Consider the following 19692-nt stretch of genomic DNA (forward strand, 5'->3'; position numbering starts at 1 on the left):
ACTGCTTCGGCGGTTGCCGTCGGGCAACAAGACTAGGCCGTGCGCGGGCCCGCTTTGAAGGCGGTGCCCGACCTCACGGCGGATCCGACCGGCCCGGCCGGCCCGCCCGCACCCGGGCCCCCGTGGCCCTTCCGGAGCGTGCGGACCGGCCGGTCGGCGGTCAGTCCATGCGGCGGGGACCGCCCAGCACCTGGGTCTCGGCCTCGCCCTGGTTGGTCATCACGTACTGGCGCCGCATCCGGGTCGCCCACAGCGTCACGTTGTCCGGCAGCGTCGGCAGTGCGCTCACGTCACCCGGGGCCAGCGACAGCAGCCGGCCCAGCATCTCGGCCTCCTGCGGCGAGACCCGCTGCAGGCCGACCAGGTCGGCGGCGTTCAGCACCCGGCCCGCGTTCGGGCCCAGGTACGGCAGCACGGTCAGCGTGGTCTGCCAGGGCGTTGCCGACAGCCGGCTGCGGTTGGGCCGCGCACCCAGGTCGCGGACCACCAGAACGGGGGACGCCACCGAGGCGCCCTGCGCACCCAGCCGGCCCACCTGGTGGACCGTCACGCACGGCTGCCCGCCGCCCGCCGCCTGCGCCATCGGCGCCCACGCCTGCGGACGGCCGGTCTCCACCGCGATCCGGGCGCCGGTCGCGGCCGCGCGCAGCGCGATCAGCTGCGCCGTCCACATGCCGCCGACCAGCACCACCTCGAACGCGGACGGGCGGAACAGCCCGATCACCGCGGGCTGCTGCTGGTGGTCCAGGCCGATCACCACGCCGTCGTCGCCGACCGGGAAGGCCAGCGCCGCGAGGTCCTCGGCCGGCAGCACGTGCTTCTCCCGGCGCGGGCCGCGCAGCCCGAAACCGGGGCGCACCCGCACCGGGCGCCGCTCGACCGGCTGCGGGGCCTGGCCGGAGTAGGTCTGGTAGGCCATCAGGACGTCCCTCCCAGGGGCAGCGTGGCGAGCAGGCCGGGGGCGTGCTCCAGGTCGAGGCGGGTCAGCGAGGCGCCGCTGTGCTGCGCCCGGGACTCCGCCTGGCGGCCCATCTGCTCGAGCCTGGACTCGTTGTGCTCGGTCAGCCGCAGGTGGCCGCTGAGCGCCACCGCGCCGCCCATCGCGCGGGACGCGGTGACCGAGAAGGTCGAGGCGAACGCGGGCGTGCCGGTCAGCTGGTTGACCAGGTCGGGGGCGGTCACCCGGCCGCCGCCCATGCCCGGGCGGGAGAGCACCGGCCACTTGGAGACCCAGTAGGTGGCGTGCCAGCGGTCGTCGATCCGGCAGTACTTCGAGGACTCCTGGGCCCGGCGCACGCCGACCCCGCCGCCGCCCGAGCCCTGCCGGCCCGCCACCGCCACCGGGTTGGCGCACACCGAGATGGCCAGCGCGGCGATCAGCTCCCGCTCGTCCAGCACGGTGGCGGTGAAACCGGCGCTGTTCAGCCGGCCGGCCAGCTGGTCGGTGACCCGCTGCAGGGTCTTGCGGGCGCCCTCCTCGCCGCCGCCGCGGGCCAGCACGGCGGTGGCCGCGCGCTCCGGGTCGAGCTTGAGCGCGACCCAGGTCAGCCGCAGCGCCGGGGTGCTGACCCCGCCGGGGGTCTGCTGGTAGGCGCGGGCGGCCAGCGAGTGCTCGGGCAGGTGCGGAGCGGGGGCGGGCTGGGTGTGCTGGACCAACTGCACCGACTCCAGGCCGATGTCGTCGACCTGGAGGATCGAGCAGATCAGGTCCAGCGGCACCGCGGAGGTGGCCCGGCCCGGGCGCAGCGGCTGGTCCTTGGACTGCACCAGCAGCACCGAGGTGAAGAAGGTGCCGTCGCCGACCATGCCGGTCTCGCGGCGCAGCGGGCGGCCGTCGCCGAGGTCGGTCTCGATCGCGTGGGTGCAGGTCTTGAGCGCCGGGTCGAGCTCCATCACCGGCGCGATCGCCGGGTCGGTGCCGGGCGGCGGGACGTTGTACTTGGCCTCCTTGCGGCGGGCGTTGTACGCCGAGCGGACGCTCACCGCCTCGCCGGTGGTGCGGCCGCGCAGCCGCAGCAGGGCGATCACGACCAGGACCAGCGCGGGCACCGCGAAGGCCGCGGCCATCATCGTGTTGATCGACCAGCCGACCGCGACCAGGGCGGCGGCGACCTCCAGCTGGACGATCTGCTTGAGTTCCAGCCGGCGGCCCAGCAGCCCGGGCCTGGGCAGCAGCCGCAGGCCCACCGGGCCGACCGCGGCCGGGGCGGGCGGTGCGGTGCGGGCCCGGCGTCCGCCCTGGGCCTCCGGCCTCCGGCCGTGCGAAGTGGAGCGTCGTCGTGCTGGAGCGGACTGGCTTGGCATCCCCCGAATTGCCCTCTCTGCTTCAGATGTCCCGTCAGATCCCCCTGCGGGCCCGGAAAGTCTCGGGCGGGGGCCGGGTCGGCGGCCCGGATGGCGGACCGTCGGAGCCTACCCGTTACCGTACTCACCGTCTGCTGCCGCATCGTAGAGGAGTGGCCGCGAGGGTCGCCCGCCGGGTGGCAGACTCAACCGACGGCACAAGCGCGTTGACACCCGCGGGGCGGGTCACACAGGGGAGACGGGGACGAGCATGGCATCACGCCGGGACGAGCTGAACGCCTACACCTTCGCCCGGAAGCGGATGGTGGGGGCCTTCCTGCAACCGGGCGGCGGCGGAAACGACGAGGACGCGCCGCGTCCGCTCCGCGCGGTACTGCCGAGCTTCGTGGTCGCCGCGGTGGTCGTCGCGGGCTTCGGCATGTGGGGCGTGCTCAAGCCGGCCGCGCCGCCGAACTGGGACAACGGGAAGTACATCCTGCAGGGGAAGTCCTCGACCACCCGCTACGTGATCCTGAACGACGGGCCCAACAAGGAGCCCACCCTGCACCAGGTGCTGAACATGTCCTCGGCCCGGCTGGTGCTGGCCGCGGGCGCCACCGTGCTGTCCGTCGCCGACGACGTGCTGGACAAGTACCCGCGCCGCGGCGCCACCATCGGCATCCCGTACGCGCCGGACAAGCTGCCCAAGAAGGACGACGCGGGCAAGGCGAAGCTGTGGTCGGTCTGCGACACGAAGAGCAAGCAGAACGCCCAGTCGACCGTCGGCCAGTCGGTGTTCATCGCCGCCGACCAGGACGAGAAGACCCTCAAGGACCCGGCCCGGGTGCTCGACGAGAACCAGGCGCTGTACGTCCAGCAACCGAACCTGGACGCCAAGACGGACGGCTCGTTCTACCTGGTCGACTCCAACGGGGTGAAGCACGCGATCGGCACCTACAACCAGACGGGCGACCAGATCAACGCCCTGAAGCTGGCCCTGTTCGGCCAGAGCCCCGAGGCGCAGCGGGTCACCAATGACTGGATGAACACGCTGGCGGACGGTAACCCGGTGCAGTTCCCGGACATCCCCGGGCTGGGCGACAAGCCCCAGAACTCCCGCCTGGACCTGTCGGACTCGAAGCAGAAGAAGGTCGGCCGGCTGCTGTCGTTCCAGGACGCCTTCTACGTGGTCGGCCTCGACCACCTGTACCGGATCACCCCGTTCCAGTACCAGCTGATGAAGTACGACCCCCGGGTGGTGAGCGCGTACGGCAGCAACGAGGCCAAGGCGGACCCGATCAACGCGAGCGACATCAACAAGCTCCAGCCCCAGATCGACGACCACCTGATGACCGAGCACCCGGACATGCCCACCCACCAGCTGAAGGCCGTCAACATCGGGGAGAAGCCCCGCACCGTGATCTGCTCCACCTACGCCGGGGCCGACCAGGACGGCCGGATCAAGCGCACGGTCTGGGCGGACGGCGAGTACCCGGCGAAGGTCAGCGCGAACTCGCTCAGCGCCCACGTGACGGCCGGACACGGCCTGCTGTACCGCGCGGTGGACGGCGGCGTGCTCGACACCAGCGGCCAGACGAGCTCCGGCAGCTACTTCCTGATCACCGACGCCGGCCTGCGCTACTCGCTGCCGGCCAGCACCGCCGCGCCCACGGCCGACGGCTCCTCCGCTCCGGCCGCCCCGGCTGCCCCGGCGGCCAAGTCGGAGGCCAACGAGGCCCAGGCACGGCTCGACTACAAGGACGTCCTGCCGCCCCAGGTGCCCGCCGAGTGGTCCAAGCTGGTCCCGGCCGGGCCGGTGCTCGACACCACAGCCGCAGTTCAGCCGCAGAACGCCTGACGGACCGTCAACGCGGGTAGCGCGATCCAGTGTCATGGTCTGGTAACTACCCGCTATCCGGTGTTGGGTGTAGGGCAGTTGGCCGTTACAGTGCTTCAGAGCACCACACGAAGTGGTGCCCGTGCGGGCGTTCGCCACAGGGACGTCCGGACGTAGTCTGTCTCATGGGGGACGGTGGATCATGGCAGGTCAGTTCACGACGACCGCGGAGGAAATGACCGCCTTCGCGAACCGCATCGGCGAGGTCAACCAGCAGGTCCAGGGCGAGATCGGTCGTCTCAACAACCTGGTCTCCGAGATCGCTTCGGGCTGGAAGGGCGCGGCCGCGTCCGCGTACCAGCAGATGCAGTCGCAGTTCAACGAGGACGCGAACGCGCTCAACCGGATCCTCGACGAGATCCGTCAGGCCATCGAGGCGACCACCAAGGCCTACTCGATGACTGAAGAGGAGCAGCGCGCTGCGGTCGGTGGCATCGGCTGACGCCGGTAGCTCGTAACCACCACCACACTGCGCCCCTCCGGGGGTGCGCCGTGAATCCATCGAAGGGGAGAGATCAATGTCCGGCATTCTCGTCAATTTCCAGACCATCCAGAACGCCAGCTCCGAGGTCCGGCAGACCGCCTCGCGCATCCAGAACCAGCTGGATGACCTGAAGGCGGGCGTCCAGCGCATCGCCTCCAGCTGGGAGGGCGCTGCCCAGCAGGGCTACCAGGCCCGCCAGGCCCAGTGGGACGCCAAGGCCGCCGACCTCCAGCAGGTCCTCGCCCGCATCGCCACCGCGCTGGACAACGCCGCGCAGAGCTACCAGCAGACCGAGAACTCGAACTCGCAGATCTGGGCCTGACCGTCGGCCGACGGTCGGCACGGGGGAACTTGCACGGCAAGTGCTTGACACGGGCGGGCGTCCTCACGGGCGCCCGCCCTTCGTGCGCCGCACGGGGCGGGGCACGACCGACACGGGTGGAACGCAGTGAGGGGTGGAGCAGAGGTGGCGTCAGGATCGTTGCGCCGGGCGGGTGCGGTGCTGCTGGTGCTGGGGACGGTCGGCCCGATGGCGATCGGCCCGGCCTGGGCCGGACCGGCGCCGGCGGGCGGCGACACCCGGGGGCAGCTGCAGCTGACCGCCTCCGGTGACTGCAACTTCCCGATCAGCGAGAACACCAAGGCCAAGCCGTGGGCGCTGCAGCGGGTCTTCCTGAACGAGGTGTGGGGCACGGGCAAGCCGCAGCCCAACTCCAGCTCCAGCCCCAGTCCGGTTCCCAGCGGCAAGGGGAAGGGCAAGACCGACGGCGACGGACCGGTCCCGAACCGGACCGGCGCGGGAGTCGTGGTCGCGGTCATCGACACCGGGGTGGACAACCGGAACCCGCAGTTGAAGGACAAGGTCATCGAGGGCCCGGACCTGCTCAAGGAGACCATGGCGGCCAACAACAAGCAGCTCCCGGAGGGGACCAGCACGACCGACCCGGTGGGCCACGGCACCAAGGTGGCCGGCATCATCGCGGCCGCGCTGGACCCGACCGGCGAGATCGGCTTCGTCGGCCTGGCCAAGGACGCGAAGATCCTGGCGATCCGGCAGAACGACGCCGACGGCAACGGCGACGTCGTGAGCCTGGTCAAGGCGATCGACGCTGCGATCGGACAGAAGGTCCAGGTCATCAACATCTCGCAGGACGTCCGGGTCCAGGTCGACCCGAACAAGTCCGAGAACGAGAACCGCTTCGACCACGACAAGGAGCTCGGGGACGCCCTGAAGCGGGCCGAGGCCGCCGGCATCGTGGTGGTCGCCTCCTCGGGCAACGACGGCACCGAGGGGCCGACCTTCCCGGCCGCCTACCCGACGGTGCTGTCCGTGGGCGCCTCCGACCGGAACAACGAGCGGGCCCCGTTCTCCCAGTACGGCGACTTCGTCAAGGTGGCCGCACCCGGCGTCGACATGCTCTCCACCGTCCCCGGCCACGGCCAGTGCACCGACAACGGCACCAGCTTCTCCGCTCCGTACGTCTCCGGGGTGGCCGCCCTCCTCAAGGGCTGGCACCCCACCTGGAACCCGATGCAGATCCGCACCGTGATCGAGCAGACCGCGCAGCGCACCGAGCGGGGCCCGAACAAGTACATCGGCTGGGGCGTGGTCGACCCGGTGAAGGCCATGGAGTACAGCGAGGTGCCCGGCCCGAGCGCCTCGCCCAGCGTGGACGCGCAGGTCAAGCTCGACACCGTGCCGCTGAAGCCGCAGCCGCTCGGGCTGGAGGAGACCCAGGCCGACCGGGACCGCCGCACCGGCACCTTCGTGCTCGGCATCGGCGCCCTGGTGGTGGCGGGCCTGGCCGGCGGTTCGATCGTCACCCGGGACATGCAACGGCGCCGCGGGCGCCACGACTGACCGACCGCCCCGTGCGGGCGGTGTACGAGGGGGCCGGTCCCGGAAAGGGGCCGGCCCCCGTCCGGTCCTGGGGACCGGGCGGGGGCCGACGGGAGGGCGGGCCCGCGGGGGTCAGACCCGCTCGTCCTCGGGGAGGGTGATGACCCAGCGGGTCTCCGGGCGGGGGCGCAGGTAGAGCGCCCAGTAGAGGCTGGCCGCGGCGGTGATGCCGAGGGTCCACCACAGCGCGGTGGGGTCGAGCTTGGTCAGGACGTAGGCCAGGGCGACGATCACCAGGATCGGCAGGGCGGGCCACAGCGGCTGGCGCCAGGCCGGGGCGGCCTTGTGGTGGCCGCGGCGGGAGAACAGCGCGCCGACGGCGACCAGCAGGTAGAGCGCGGCGACCGCGACACCGGTGATGTTGGTCAGCAGGTCCTGGCCGACGAAGCAGAGCGCGGCACCGGGGACGCCGACCGCCAGGGTGGAGATCCACGGGGCGCTGAACTTGTTGAGGGTGCCGAAGGCCTTGTTGACCGGCTCCGGCCAGGCCTTGTCGCGGCCGGAGGCGAACAGCACCCGGGAGTTCTGGATGACCATCACGATGCCGGCGTTGATGATCGCCAGCGCGATGCACAGGCTGATGAAGGTGCCGACGCCGCTGTTGCTCCAGCCGATCACCAGCGAGGAGATGTTGCCCTCGCTGAGCGCCTTCAGGTCGGGGGCGCCCATGGTGATCGCGGCGACCGGGACCAGGATGATGGCGGTGGACAGGCCCAGCGTCCACAGCACGGTGCGGGCGACGTTCTTGCGCGGGTTCTCCAGCTCCTCGGAGAGGTAGATCGCGGTGGAGAAGCCCTGGGTGACGAAGAGCGCGGTGCCCATCGCCGCGAGGATCGCGGCGAAGCCCACCCCGCTGGTGGCGCCGCTGGTGGCGTCGACGACGGAGCCGTGCAGCAGGCTGCTCACCCCGCGCTCCGAGTGGCCGAAGCCCAGGAAGGCGACCACGGCGCAGGCGATGACCTCCAGCACCAGGAAGATGCCGGTGATCCAGGCGTTCGCCCGCAGGTCCAGCAGGCCGGCCACGGTGGCGGCCAGCATCACCGCGGCGCCGGCCCACTTCGGGTCGAGGTGGATGATCGGTTCCAGGTAGTCGGCGGTGCCCATGGCGATCAGTGAGGGCACGATCATCACCACGATCAGCGACTGGATGAAGACCAGCCAGCCGGTGAACTTGCCCGCCAGGGTGCCGACCATCGCGTACTCGCCGCCCGCGGAGGGCACCAGGGTGCCGAGCTCGGAGTAGCAGAACGCCACCGCGATGCAGATGACCGTGCCGATCAGGATCGACATCAGGGTGAAGGTGCCGAGCGAGTTGAAGAGCTCCGGGACGATCACGAAGAGTGAGGACGCCGGGGTCACGCAGGAGAGCGTGAGCAGGGTGCCGCCCACGACGCCGAGCGATCGGGCGAGCTTCTTGGGGCTGCCCGCGGTGTCCCCCGCGGTGGGAGAGGCTACCTGCGGGGGAAGCGTGTCGGTCATGGGGCATCCGATCCACTGAGCGGCGGTGTGGGGGTGGGGAGCGGTATCGCCTCCGAAGCACGGTCTCGCGGTCTGGTCCTGCTTCGCTCCCGGTTCGCCAGGTTGCCTGGGTGAATTGACCCAGTCAACGCGTGATCGGCTGCGGATTCCGTCGTCACAAGGCCGATCTGCCTGCGGAACGCAGCTCCGAAGCGGTCGGGACGTATGTTTCCGTAGTGTCAACTCGGGTTAACCGCGCTTGAATCGAAGGTGATGTGAGGTGGCCGACGTTGATTCCAAGGCGCTCCGCCGCACCGCGCTGCTGGGCCGAAAAACGTCGTCGGACACCCTCGACGGGTACGGGAACCGAAGGAAAACCGCGAAAAACGGAAGATAACGTTATGGCACCGTTCCACCCCTCGGATGCCGCCCGGGAACGCCGGAGGGCCGGACCCCTTCCGGAGCCCGGCCCTCCCGATCACCGTCCGTGACGGTGCTCGCGCTAGATCTGCGTCGGCAGCCAGCCGGTCTGCACCGTCTGGCCCGCCTGGATCCGGCGGGAGACGAACACACCGCGGCCCGGCGGCTGCGGCTGCGGCTTGACCGTGCCCAGCAGCGCGCCCTCGCCCTTGTCGCCGGAGAGCAGCAGGCCCTGACCGCCCAGCTCGCGCATCCGCTGCATCACCGGCTCGAACAGCGAGCGGCCGGCGCCGCCCGCGTTGCGGGCGATGATCAGGCGCAGGCCGATGTCGCGCGCGAACGGCAGGAACTCCGCCAGCGGCGCCATCGGGTTGCCCGACTGGGTGGCGACCAGCTCGTAGTCGTCCACGATCACGAACATGTCCTTGCCGCTGTACCAGCTGCGGTTGCGCAGCTGCTCCGGCGTGACGTCCGGGCCGGGCAGGCGGCGCCCGCAGGCCCCGCGCAGCATCTCCACGATCGCCGTCATGGCGGGCGCGGCGGCCGCGTACTCCACCAGGTACTCCGGCGGCACCACGCCGAGCAGCGAGCGGCGGAAGTCGCCGACCACGATGCCCGCCTGGTCCGGGGTGTACCGCTCGGTGATCTGCTTGATCAGCATCCGCAGCATCGCCGACTTGCCGGACTCGCTCTCGCCGAAGACGACGAACAGCGGGTCGGTCTCGAAGTTGACGAACACCGGCGCCAGCTCGACCTCGTCGACACCGAACGCGACACCCAGCTCCGGGTGCTCGAAGCCCTTGGGCAGCGAGTGGCCGTCCAGCACCGGCGGCAGCATGCGCACCTGCGGGGCCCGCGGGCCGGTCCAGGCCGCGTTGACCTGGGCGACCAGATCGGCGACGCCGTCCACCAGGTCCTCGGTGCTGCTGGAGCCGTCGATCCGGGGCAGGCCGGACAGGAAGTGCAGCTGGTCGGCGGTCAGGCCGCGGCCCGGGATGGGCGGCACGTTCGCCGCCACCTTGCGGCCGATCTCGGACTCCATGGAGTCACCGAGCTTCAGCTCGACCCGGTTCTGCAGCTGGTCCTTCAGCGCCGGGCGGACCTCGGCGTAGCGGGCCGCGGTGATCACCACGTGCACGCCGTAGCCGAGACCGCGCTGCACGATGTCGGCGATGACCGGCTCCAGGACCTCGAACTCCTGCTTGAAGGTCAGCCAGCCGTCGACGAACAGGAACACGTCGCCGAACTGCTCGTCGGGCAGCTGCCCGGCGGCCCGGCGGGACCGGTAGGTGGCGATGGTGTCGATGCCGGTCGCCCGGAACAGCTCCTCACGGCGGTTGAGCACGCCGTGCACCTCGCTGATCATGCGGCGGACCTTCTCGACGTCCAGTCGGCCCGCCACGCCGCCGACGTGCGGCAGCTCGGCCAGCGAGCCGAAGCCGCCGCCGCCGAAGTCGAGCAGGTAGAACTGCGCCTCCACCGGCGTGTGGGTGACCGAGAAGCCGGCCACGATGGTGCGCACCATGGTGGACTTGCCGGAGCGCGGACCGCCCACGATCATGCCGTGGCCCGCGGCGCCCGAGTAGTCCAGGTACATCACGTCGCGGCGCTGGTCGCGCGGCTTGTCGACGATGCCGACCGGGACGACCAGGTTGCCCTGGCGGACGGCCGCCGGGGTCAGGCCGCGGTCCTGGCTGACCTGCAGCGGCTCCAGCAGGCTGTCCACCGACGGCGAGTCGTCCAGCGGCGGCAGCCACACCTGGTGGGCCGGCGGGCCCTGGCCGATCATCCGCTGCACGAACACGTCGAGCATGGTGTCCAGCAGCGCCTCGTCGGTCTCCTCCTCCTGGGGGAGCTCCGGGAGGACCTCCACCTCGGGCTCGACGACCTCGACCTCGGCGGCGGTGAACAGCACCGGCTGGGCGGTGACCACCACGCCGCCGACCGCCCGCTGGGTGCCCGGCGCCCGGTACTTGCCGGAGACGTACGCGGCGCGGAATCGCTCCATCACGTCGGAGCCGAACTTGAGGTAGCCCACGCCGGGGATCGGCGGCAGGTGATAGGCGTCCGGCACGCCGATCGCGGCCCGCGACTCGGCGGCCGAGAAGGTGCGCAGACCCAGGCGGTAGGAGAGGAAGGTGTCCAGACCGCGGAGCTTGCCCTCCTCCAGTCGCTGCGAGGCCAGCAGCATGTGCATGCCCAGCGAACGGCCGATGCGGCCGATCTGGATGAACAGCTCGATGAAGTCCGGCTTCGCGGTGAGGAGTTCGGAGAACTCGTCGATGATCATCAGCAGCGAGGGCAGCGGGTCGAGCGGCGCACCCGCCGCGCGGGCCCGCTCGTACTCGTTGATGTTCGCGTAGTTGCCCGCCGCGCGCAGCAGCTCCTGGCGGCGGTTCATCTCGCCCTCGATCGCGTCGCGCATGCGGTCGATCAGGGTCGCTTCGCCCTCGAGGTTGGTGATCACGGCCGCGGTGTGCGGCATCTCCGACATGCCGGCGAAGGTCGCACCACCCTTGAAGTCCGCGAGCACCAGGTTCAGCACCTCGGAGGAGTGGGTGACCGCCAGCGCCAGCACGATGGTGCGCAGCACCTCGGACTTGCCGGAACCGGTCGCGCCGACGCACATGCCGTGCGGGCCCATGCCCTCCAGCGAGGCTTCCTTGATGTCCAGCCAGACGTACTCGCCGTTGCTGCCCACGCCCAGCGGGACGCGCAGCTTCTCGCGGATCGGCTTGGGCCGCCAGTGCCGGGCCGGGTCGAAGGAGCCCGGGTCGCCGGTGTGCATCATCTCGGTGAAGTCCATCGACACCAGCGACGGGTCGCTGTCGTCGCCGCCCGCGGACGCCCGGAACGGCGACAACTGCCGCGCCAGCGCCTCGGACTGCCAGCTGGACAGGCCGTCCGGGGTGCCCGGGTAGCTCGCCCCGGAGGCCGCCTCCAGCAGCAGCTCGTCCTTGCCGACGGTGATCACCAGGTGGCCGTTGGGCTCGTCCAGGTCACCCGGGACGACCTCGATCACGGTGACGCCCTGGACGCCCTCCGGACCGGCGATCACCGAGTCGACCGGCACCGAGGCGCCGTCCATGATGATCACCAGGTGCGGCTGGTCCGGGGTCGGCGTGCTGTCCCGGGAGAAGCCCTTGCGGCCGGCCAGCTCGTTGGCCAGCAGCTCCTCCAGCTCGCCCAGCCCGGAGGCGATCAGGCGGCGCGAGCCGGCCCCGTCGCTCTCCTTGCGGTGCTGGGTGTGCGGCAGCCACTTCGCCCACTCCCACTCCTCCACCGCGCCGGGCGCGGCGGCCACCCCGATCATCAGGTCCTCGGGGGAGTGCAGGGTCGCCAGCTGGGCCACCATCGCCCGCACGTTGCCGTACACCGAGTCCGGGTCGCCGCACACCGTGATGTGGTAGAACGCCCGCAGCGAGACCGCCAGCGGCAGGTCCTGCAGGGTGCCGTGGGTCTTGATGAAGGTGCCCATCGCCTCCGCGGCGAGCGGCTCCAGCTCGTCCATCGGCGCGGTCTGCGGCGCCACCAGCGGCGTCGACAGCTGCAGCGGGCCGAGGCCGACCCGGATCTGCGCGAAGTCCGCGTCGGTCGGCCGGCGCTCCCACAGCCGGCGGCCCTCGGCCACCACCGACCACAGCTGGTCCGGCTCCGGGTGGGTGAACAGCAGCGCGCCGCGCTGGCGCTCCGCCGTGCGCCGCACCTCGCGCCGCTTCTGCTGCAGGTACTTCAGGTAGTCGCGGCGCTCGTCCGAGGTGGCCGCGCTACCGCCCTTGCGGGCCCGGACGATCTGCGCCACCGCCATCGCGGCGGTCGAGGCGATCATCAGGACGCCCATCATCTTCATCGGGCCCTGGCCGCCCTGGAACAGGAAGGCCGCGCTGCCGCCCATGCCGAGCATCGGCATCAGCGTCATCAGCCAGTCCTCGCCGCCGCCGCGCGGCAGCTCGGGCGGCGGAACCAGCTCGACCGGCTCCTCCGACACCGCGGGCGGGAACGCCCGCGGCGGCCGCTTCACCGTCACCGTACTCATGCGCCCACCTCGCCGGCGCTCGGCGAGCGCTCCGCACCCGCGCACCGCTCGTTCATACCGTCACCCCGTCCCGGGCGGCAGCCGCAGCGTGCGACTCCCCGTTCTCAACGACGCGCCCTCCCAGGGCACTTGACAGGGGGCGCCCCCATCGCTCGCTCACAATCCGCCCTCACGCATCTGGATACGTACGGTGAGGGCGCCCCGTGTGATGACGCCGCCCCCGCTCCGCCGAACCGCAGGCGCGCGGGGCTTCGCGTCTTCGACCGCGGCCCCCGTACGCCGTGCGCAGGGGCCGATCCTACTGCGCACGCCAAGCGGTTCGTCCACGGGGTCGCGCCGGGCCCCGCCCGGAGCTGACCGCCCGTCACGCCCGCCGCCCGCCCCGCGGCGGCCGGAGCGGCCCCGCACCCGGCGCACACCACCCTTGCCGCGGAGGGTAAGGTGTCGCCGCGCCAACTCTCGTTCGGGCCGTGACAGTTCCGGAGCCGCTGCGACGAGTGGTCAGCAGACTTGCCGACACAGCCAACGAGGGGGAGAGGGCCGGTGAGCAACAACGCAACGACCGGTTTCTGCCGGGTCACCGTGGTGGCACCGGACAGCCGGATCGACGTCGCCCTGCCGGAGGATGTCCCGCTCGCGGACATCTACCCGGAGGTGCTCAGGCTCTCCGGACAGACCCAGGTGGACGGAACGCCGACCGGCTTCCACCTGGTCCGGCGGGACGGCACCGTGCTCGACAGCGGACTGCCGCTGGCGGCCCAGCAGGTCCGCGACGGCGACCTGCTGAGCCTGCGGCCGTTCGCCGAATCACTGCCGCCGGCCGTCTACGACGACGTCGCGGACGCCATCGCCTCCGCCGTCGAGGCGGACCGCCGGTTCTGGAGCCCCGACCTGATGCGGGCCTTCGGCCTGATCGCGGGCACCGTCCTGCTGGCGCTGCTCGCCTTCGCGCTGTGGTTCTCCGACCTGCGGCACAACATGTTCGGCCTGCCCGGCATCCTGTCCGGCGTCACCGCGATCGTCCTGGTGACCTTCGCCGGCGTCCGGGCCCGGGTCTACGCCGACCACGGCGCCGCGCTGGCCCTCGGCCTCGGCGCGCTGCCGCACGCGATGCTGGCCGGCTCCGGCATCATCGACGTCCCCGGCGCCGGCGACGGCCCCGGCCGGCTCCAGTTCCTGGTCGGCTGCGTCACCGTGCTGGTGGTCTCCGTCCTGCTGGTCGGCCTGCTCCCGGAGAAGGACTCGGTGTTCGTCGCCGCCGCCTTCCTGGCCGCCGCCGGCACCCTGGCCACCTTCGCCGCCGTGCTGATGTCCGGCACCGCGGTCACCGACATCGCCGCCGTCACCGGCGTCGCCGCGGTGGCCGTGATCGGCTTCCTGCCCGCGCTGTCCGCCCGCTTCGCCCGCCTGCCCGTCGGCTTCAGCGCCCCCGGCCAGGCCCGCACCCGCGGCACCGCGTACGGCGAGGAGGCCAACAGCGCCGAGACCGTCCAGTACGAGCGGATCGCCGCCCAGGCCCGCCGCGGCCACGAGGTGCTGGTCGGCCTGGTCGGCGGCGCCTCCGCCACCATCGTCGGCGCCTGCACCGTGCTCGGCTTCAGCGACCGGGGCTGGGCCGAACTGCTGGCCCTGTCCATCGGCGTCTCGACCATGCTGCGGGCCCGGCTGTTCCGCTACACCACGCAGGTCTTCGCGCTCACCATCTCCGGTCTGGCCGCGCTGTCCCTGCTGATCCTCGGCCTGGCCCTGCACACCCCGGTGCACCTGCTGCTCACCCAGCTGACCACCGGCTCCACCGGCGGCACCGACCTGCGCACCGTGTGGCTGTCCGCGTCCATCGCGGCCGGCGCCGCGGTGATGACCGCCATCGCGCTGATCGTCCCGCGCTCCGGGGTGTCCCCGTTCTGGGGCCGCATCCTGGACATGGTCGACAGCCTGATGCTGCTCGCGCTCGTCCCCCTGGCCCTCGCCGTGCTCAACGTCTACAACGTGGTGCGCGGCGCGACCGGCTGAGCCGGACTGCTAGGGTTTAACAGACCGAGTCTTGTCAGGTCCTGTGCCTCCTACCAGGACCGCTCGGCCACACACCGAAGGAGATGCCCGTGGCCCTCGCCGCTGACGTCAAGAAGCAGATCATCGCCGAGTTCGGCCAGAAGGAGGGCGACACCGGCTCCCCCGAGGTCCAGGTGGCCATGCTCTCCCGCCGCATCTCGGACCTGACCGAGCACCTGAAGTTCCACAAGCACGACCACCACTCGCGTCGTGGCCTGCTGATCCTGGTCGGCCAGCGCCGCCGCCTGCTGCAGTACCTGGCCAAGAAGGACATCGAGCGCTTCCGTACCCTGGTGGACCGCCTCGGCATCCGCCGCGGTGCCGCCGGCGGCGCCCGCTGACACCGCTCGCAGGGGCGGCTCCCCTCTCCGGGGGAGCCGCCCCTCGGCGCATTCCGCGCCACCCCGCGACCACGCCCCGCGACGACCCGTCCGCATAAAGCCGCGCTCGGTAGGGTGTGAATTTGTAAGGTAAAGGGCATGCCCGCCCTTGCGGGCCGGAACAAGGCTTCAAACGGAAGCCGCCCGCACCCCGCAGGAGCGTCCACACGCCGACCGCCGCGCGCCGAAAGGCGCCGGTCCTCGGTAGTGGCCGCCGGGAACCCCGAGGAACGGGGCACGACCCGGTGGCTTCGATCGAAGACCGGCCCAGCTGCCCGGGCCACGGCAGGCAAGCGCAGGGGCGCTCCTGGGGAGACGTACGAAAGAGGAGATCTTCCAGGTGGAAGAGAACGTTTTCTACGCCGAGGCCGTCATCGACAACGGCAGCTTCGGCACCCGCACCATCCGCTTCGAGACCGGCCGCCTGGCCCGTCAGGCCGCCGGCTCCGCCGTGGCCTACCTGGACGACGACACCATGGTGCTGTCGGCCACCAGCGCTTCGAAGCAGCCCAAGGAGCACTTCGACTTCTTCCCCCTCACGGTGGACGTCGAGGAGCGGATGTACGCCGCCGGCCGCATCCCCGGCTCGTTCTTCCGTCGCGAGGGCCGCCCCTCCGAGGACGCGATCCTCACCTGCCGCCTGATCGACCGCCCGCTGCGCCCGTCCTTCGTCAAGGGCCTGCGCAACGAGATCCAGGTCGTCGTCACGGTCATGGCGCTCAACCCCGACCACCTGTACGACGTGGTGGCCATCAACGCGGCCTCCGCCTCCACCCAGCTGGCCGGCCTGCCGTTCTCCGGCCCGATCGGCGGCGTCCGCGTCGCGCTGATCAACGGCCAGTGGGTGGCCTTCCCGACCCACTCCGAGCTGGAGTCGGCCGTCTTCGACATGGTCGTCGCCGGTCGCGTCCTGCCGGACGGCGACGTGGCGATCATGATGGTCGAGGCCGAGGCCACCGACAAGACCATCAAGCTGGTCGAGGGCGGTGCCGAGGCCCCCACCGAGGAGGTCGTCGCCGCCGGCCTGGAGGCCGCCAAGCCGTTCATCAAGGTGCTGTGCGCCGCCCAGTCGCAGCTCGCCAAGCAGGCCGCCAAGCCGACCGGCGAGTTCCCGCGCTTCCTGGAGTACCAGGACGACGTGCTGGCCGCGCTGACCTCCGCCGTCAAGGACGAGCTCGCCAAGGCGCTCACCATCGCCGGCAAGCAGGAGCGCCAGAACGAGCTGGACCGGATCAAGGGCGTCGCCGCCGACAAGCTGCTCCCGGAGTTCGAGGGCCGCGAGAAGGAGATCAGCGCCGCCTACAACGCGCTGACCAAGAAGATCGTCCGCGAGCGCGTCATCAAGGACAAGGTCCGCATCGACGGCCGCGGCGTCACCGACATCCGCACCCTGGCCGCCGAGGTCGAGGCCATCCCGCGGGTGCACGGCTCGGCCCTGTTCGAGCGCGGCGAGACCCAGATCCTGGGCGTCACCACGCTGAACATGCTGCGCATGGAGCAGCAGCTCGACACGCTCTCCCCGGAGACCCGTCGCCGCTACATGCACAACTACAACTTCCCGCCGTACTCGGTCGGCGAGACCGGCCGCGTCGGCTCCCCGAAGCGCCGCGAGATCGGCCACGGCGCCCTCGCCGAGCGGGCGCTCCTCCCGGTCCTGCCGACCCGCGAGGAGTTCCCCTACGCGATCCGCCAGGTCTCCGAGGCGCTGGGCTCCAACGGCTCCACCTCGATGGGCTCGGTCTGCGCCTCCACCATGTCGCTGCTGAACGCCGGTGTGCCGCTCAAGGCCCCCGTCGCCGGCATCGCCATGGGCCTGATCTCCCAGGAGATCGAGGGCGAGACCCACTACGTGACGCTGACCGACATCCTCGGCGCCGAGGACGCGTACGGCGACATGGACTTCAAGGTCGCCGGCACCCGGAACTTCATCACCGCCCTGCAGCTCGACACCAAGCTCGACGGCATCCCGGCCTCCGTGCTGGCCGCCGCGCTGAAGCAGGCCAAGGACGCCCGCCTGCACATCCTCGACGTCATGAACGAGGCCATCGACGCGCCCGACGAGATGTCCCCGAACGCGCCGCGGATCATCACCATCAAGATCCCGGTGGACAAGATCGGCGAGGTCATCGGCCCCAAGGGCAAGATGATCAACCAGATCCAGGAGGACACCGGCGCGGACATCACCATCGAGGACGACGGCACCATCTACATCGGTGCGGTCGACGGCCCCTCGGCGGAGGCTGCCCGCTCGACGATCAACCAGATCGCCAACCCGACCATGCCGGAGGTCGGCGAGCGCTACCTGGGCACCGTGGTGAAGACCACCACCTTCGGCGCCTTCGTCTCGCTCATGCCGGGCAAGGACGGCCTGCTGCACATCTCGCAGATCCGCAAGCTGGCCGGCGGCAAGCGCGTCGAGAACGTCGAGGACGTGCTCGGCGTCGGCGCCAAGGTGCAGGTCGAGATCGCCGAGATCGACCCGCGCGGCAAGCTGTCGCTGATCCCGGTCATCGAGGGCGAGGAGGGCGGCGAGGCCGCCGCCTCCGAGTGACGACCCCGTAGCACCCGCGGCCCGCACGCCCTTGACGGCGCGTGCGGGCCGCACCCTGTTCGTGAAGTCCTGTTCGTGAAGCAGCAGTTGGAAGGAACACCCGTGGCCCAGGCCTCGGCGGCGAAGCAGCGCCCCGGAACCACCCGGACCCTGCTCAAGGGCAGCGAGGGCGGCGCGGGCACCGTCCGCCGCACGGTCCTCCCCGGCGGCCTGCGGGTCGTCACCGAGACCCTCCCGACGGTGCGCAGCGCCACCTTCGGCATCTGGGTCGGCGTCGGCTCCCGCGACGAGACGCCCGTCCTCAACGGCGCCACCCACTACCTGGAGCACCTGCTCTTCAAGGGCACCGCCCGGCGCGACGCCCTGGAGATCTCCGCCGCGCTCGACGCGGTCGGCGGCGAGATGAACGCCTTCACCGCCAAGGAGAACACCTGCTACTACGCGCGGGTCCTGGACACCGACCTGCCGCTCGCCATCGACGTGGTCTGCGACATGCTGACCGGCTCGCTGATCCGCCCCGAGGACGTGGAGTCCGAACGCGGCGTCATCCTCGAGGAGATGGCGATGGCCGAGGACGACCCGGGCGACGTGGTGCACGACCTGTTCGCCAAGGTGCTCTTCGGCGACGGCCCGCTCGGCCGCCCGATCCTCGGCACCCAGGAGACCGTCACCGCGCTCACCCGCGACCAGATCGCCGGCTTCTACCAGCGCCGCTACAAGCCGGAGAACCTGGTGGTCGCCGCGGCCGGCAACCTCGACCACGCCAAGGTGGTCAAGCTGGTCGAGCGGGCCTTCGCGCCCGTCCTGGCCAAGTCCAAGGGCCACCCCGCCGAGGTCCGCCGCGGCGTCAAGGCCGTCCGCACCGCGGGCCGGGCCGCCGTCCTCAACCGCCCCACCGAGCAGGCCCACCTGGTCCTCGGCGTCCCCGGCGTGCCGCGCCACGACGAGCGCCGCTGGGCGCTCGGCGTGCTCAACGCGGCCCTCGGCGGCGGCATGAGCTCCCGGCTGTTCCAGGAGGTCCGGGAGAAGCGCGGCCTGGCGTACTCGGTGTACTCCTACTCCTCCTCGTACGCCGACACCGGCCTGTTCGGCATCTACGCCGGCTGCCAGCCCAAGCGGGTCGAGGAGGTGCTGAAGATCTGCCGCACCGAGCTCGCCCGGGTGGTCGAGGAGGGCATCACCGAGGAGGAACTGCGCCGCGCCATCGGCCAGATCTCCGGCTCCACCGTGCTCGGCATGGAGGACACCGGCTCGCTGATGAACCGGATCGGCAAGGCCGAACTCTCCTACGGCCACCACCTGTCGGTGGACGAGATGCTGGGGAAGATCGCCGCGGTGACCCTGGACGACGTGCACGCCGTCGCCCGTGATGTGCTGGGGGCGCACCGCCCCTCGCTCGCCCTGATCGGCCCGATCAACGACCGGCGGGCCGCCAAGCTCGCCGACCTGCTGGTCTGACCGGCCGGCCTGAGAGGATGACTGACATGACGCTGCGCGTCGCCGTGATCGGCGCCAAGGGCCGGATCGGCTCGGAGGCGGTCAAGGCCGTCGAGGCCGCCGAGGACCTGGAGCTGGTGGCCGCCCTGGGCCGCGGCTCCGACCTGACCGAACTCACCCGGGCCCGGGCCGACGTCGCCGTCGAACTCACCCACCCCGACTCGGTGATGGGCAACCTCGACTACTGCCTCGGCAACGGCATCCACGTGGTCACCGGCACCACCGGCTGGACCGAGGAGCGCCTCGCCACCGTCCGCGAACTGCTCGCCAAGGCACCCGAGTTGGGCCTGCTGATCGCCCCGAACTTCTCCATCGGCGCGATCCTCGGCATGAAGTTCGCCCAGACCGCGGCCCGGTACTTCGAGTCCGTCGAGGTGATCGAACTCCACCACGACAACAAGGCCGACGCCCCCTCCGGCACCGCCACCCGCACCGCCCAGCTGATCGCCGCCGCCCGCACCGAGGCCGGCCTGCCCCCGCAGCACGACCCGACCACCCACGGCCTGCCCGGCGCCCGCGGCGCCGACGTGGACGGCGTCCCCGTGCACGCGGTGCGGCTGCGCGGCCTGCTGGCGCACCAGCAGGTGATGTTCGGCGACACCGGCGAGACCCTGACCATCCGGCACGACTCGATGCACCACAGCAGCTTCATGCCCGGCATCCTGCTCGGCGCGCGGAAGATCGCCGACCACCCGGGCCTCACCTTCGGCCTGGAACACTTCCTGGACCTGTGA

The 19692-nt window shown here is 71.5% G+C and carries 13 protein-coding genes; 9 read left to right on the forward strand and 4 right to left on the reverse strand.

Features of this window, described 5'->3' with window-relative positions; genetic code table 11:
• Nucleotides 1-160 precede the first annotated feature (160 nt).
• Complete coding sequence (locus OU787_RS22815; protein ID WP_268660405.1) at nt 161-919, reverse strand: hypothetical protein; 759 nt, start codon at nt 917-919, stop codon at nt 161-163.
• Nucleotides 919-2304, reverse strand: a complete 1386-nt coding sequence (eccE, locus tag OU787_RS22820) for a type VII secretion protein EccE (protein WP_030462705.1) — start codon at nt 2302-2304, stop codon at nt 919-921. Before eccE ends, OU787_RS22815 begins: the two co-directional genes overlap by 1 nt.
• 250 nt (nt 2305-2554) lie before the next feature.
• Here eccE and eccB point away from each other — a divergent pair, with 250 nt between their 5' ends.
• The 4 genes from eccB (at nt 2555) to mycP (ending at nt 6525) form a co-directional block, all read left to right on the forward strand.
• A complete protein-coding gene (gene eccB, locus OU787_RS22825) occupies nt 2555-4141 on the forward strand; it encodes a type VII secretion protein EccB (protein ID WP_268660406.1) in 1587 nt (528 codons plus the stop codon).
• A gap of 181 nt (nt 4142-4322) precedes the next feature.
• On the forward strand, nt 4323-4622 hold the full coding sequence (locus tag OU787_RS22830) for a WXG100 family type VII secretion target (RefSeq protein WP_030462703.1): 300 nt from the start codon (nt 4323-4325) through the stop codon (nt 4620-4622).
• A gap of 76 nt (nt 4623-4698) precedes the next feature.
• On the forward strand, nt 4699-4986 hold the full coding sequence (locus OU787_RS22835) for a WXG100 family type VII secretion target (protein WP_030462702.1): 288 nt from the start codon (nt 4699-4701) through the stop codon (nt 4984-4986).
• A gap of 144 nt (nt 4987-5130) precedes the next feature.
• On the forward strand, nt 5131-6525 hold the full coding sequence (gene mycP / locus OU787_RS22840; protein ID WP_268660407.1) for a type VII secretion-associated serine protease mycosin: 1395 nt from the start codon (nt 5131-5133) through the stop codon (nt 6523-6525).
• A 111-nt stretch (nt 6526-6636) separates the two neighbouring features.
• On the opposite strand, the gene OU787_RS22845 is transcribed toward mycP, so the two are convergent.
• Both OU787_RS22845 and eccCa read right to left on the reverse strand, forming a co-directional pair.
• Complete coding sequence (locus tag OU787_RS22845; RefSeq protein ID WP_030462700.1) at nt 6637-8043, reverse strand: APC family permease; 1407 nt, start codon at nt 8041-8043, stop codon at nt 6637-6639.
• Nucleotides 8044-8524: 481 nt separating this feature from the next.
• Nucleotides 8525-12478, reverse strand: coding sequence for a type VII secretion protein EccCa (gene eccCa / locus OU787_RS22850; RefSeq protein ID WP_268660408.1), 3954 nt, complete (start codon nt 12476-12478; stop codon nt 8525-8527).
• 543 nt (nt 12479-13021) lie between these two features.
• Here eccCa and eccD point away from each other — a divergent pair.
• The 5 genes from eccD (at nt 13022) to dapB (ending at nt 19692) form a co-directional block, all read left to right on the forward strand.
• Nucleotides 13022-14491, forward strand: coding sequence for a type VII secretion integral membrane protein EccD (eccD, locus tag OU787_RS22855; RefSeq protein WP_030462698.1), 1470 nt, complete (start codon nt 13022-13024; stop codon nt 14489-14491).
• Between the two features lie 89 nt (nt 14492-14580).
• The gene (gene rpsO / locus OU787_RS22860) at nt 14581-14871 is read left to right on the forward strand and encodes a 30S ribosomal protein S15 (protein WP_030462697.1); all 291 of its coding nucleotides are present in this window, start codon (nt 14581-14583) and stop codon (nt 14869-14871) included.
• A 379-nt stretch (nt 14872-15250) separates the two neighbouring features.
• Complete coding sequence (locus OU787_RS22865) at nt 15251-17461, forward strand: polyribonucleotide nucleotidyltransferase (RefSeq protein WP_030462696.1); 2211 nt, start codon at nt 15251-15253, stop codon at nt 17459-17461.
• Between the two features lie 102 nt (nt 17462-17563).
• Nucleotides 17564-18919 (forward strand): M16 family metallopeptidase, encoded by a 1356-nt coding sequence (locus OU787_RS22870; protein WP_232795127.1) that lies wholly within the window; start codon nt 17564-17566, stop codon nt 18917-18919.
• Nucleotides 18920-18945: 26 nt separating this feature from the next.
• Nucleotides 18946-19692 (forward strand): 4-hydroxy-tetrahydrodipicolinate reductase, encoded by a 747-nt coding sequence (dapB, locus tag OU787_RS22875; protein ID WP_369795008.1) that lies wholly within the window; start codon nt 18946-18948, stop codon nt 19690-19692.

It is taken from the genome of Kitasatospora sp. YST-16 (assembly GCF_026802215.1).
In the GTDB taxonomy this organism is placed as follows: Bacteria; Actinomycetota; Actinomycetes; order Streptomycetales; family Streptomycetaceae; genus Kitasatospora; species Kitasatospora cineracea.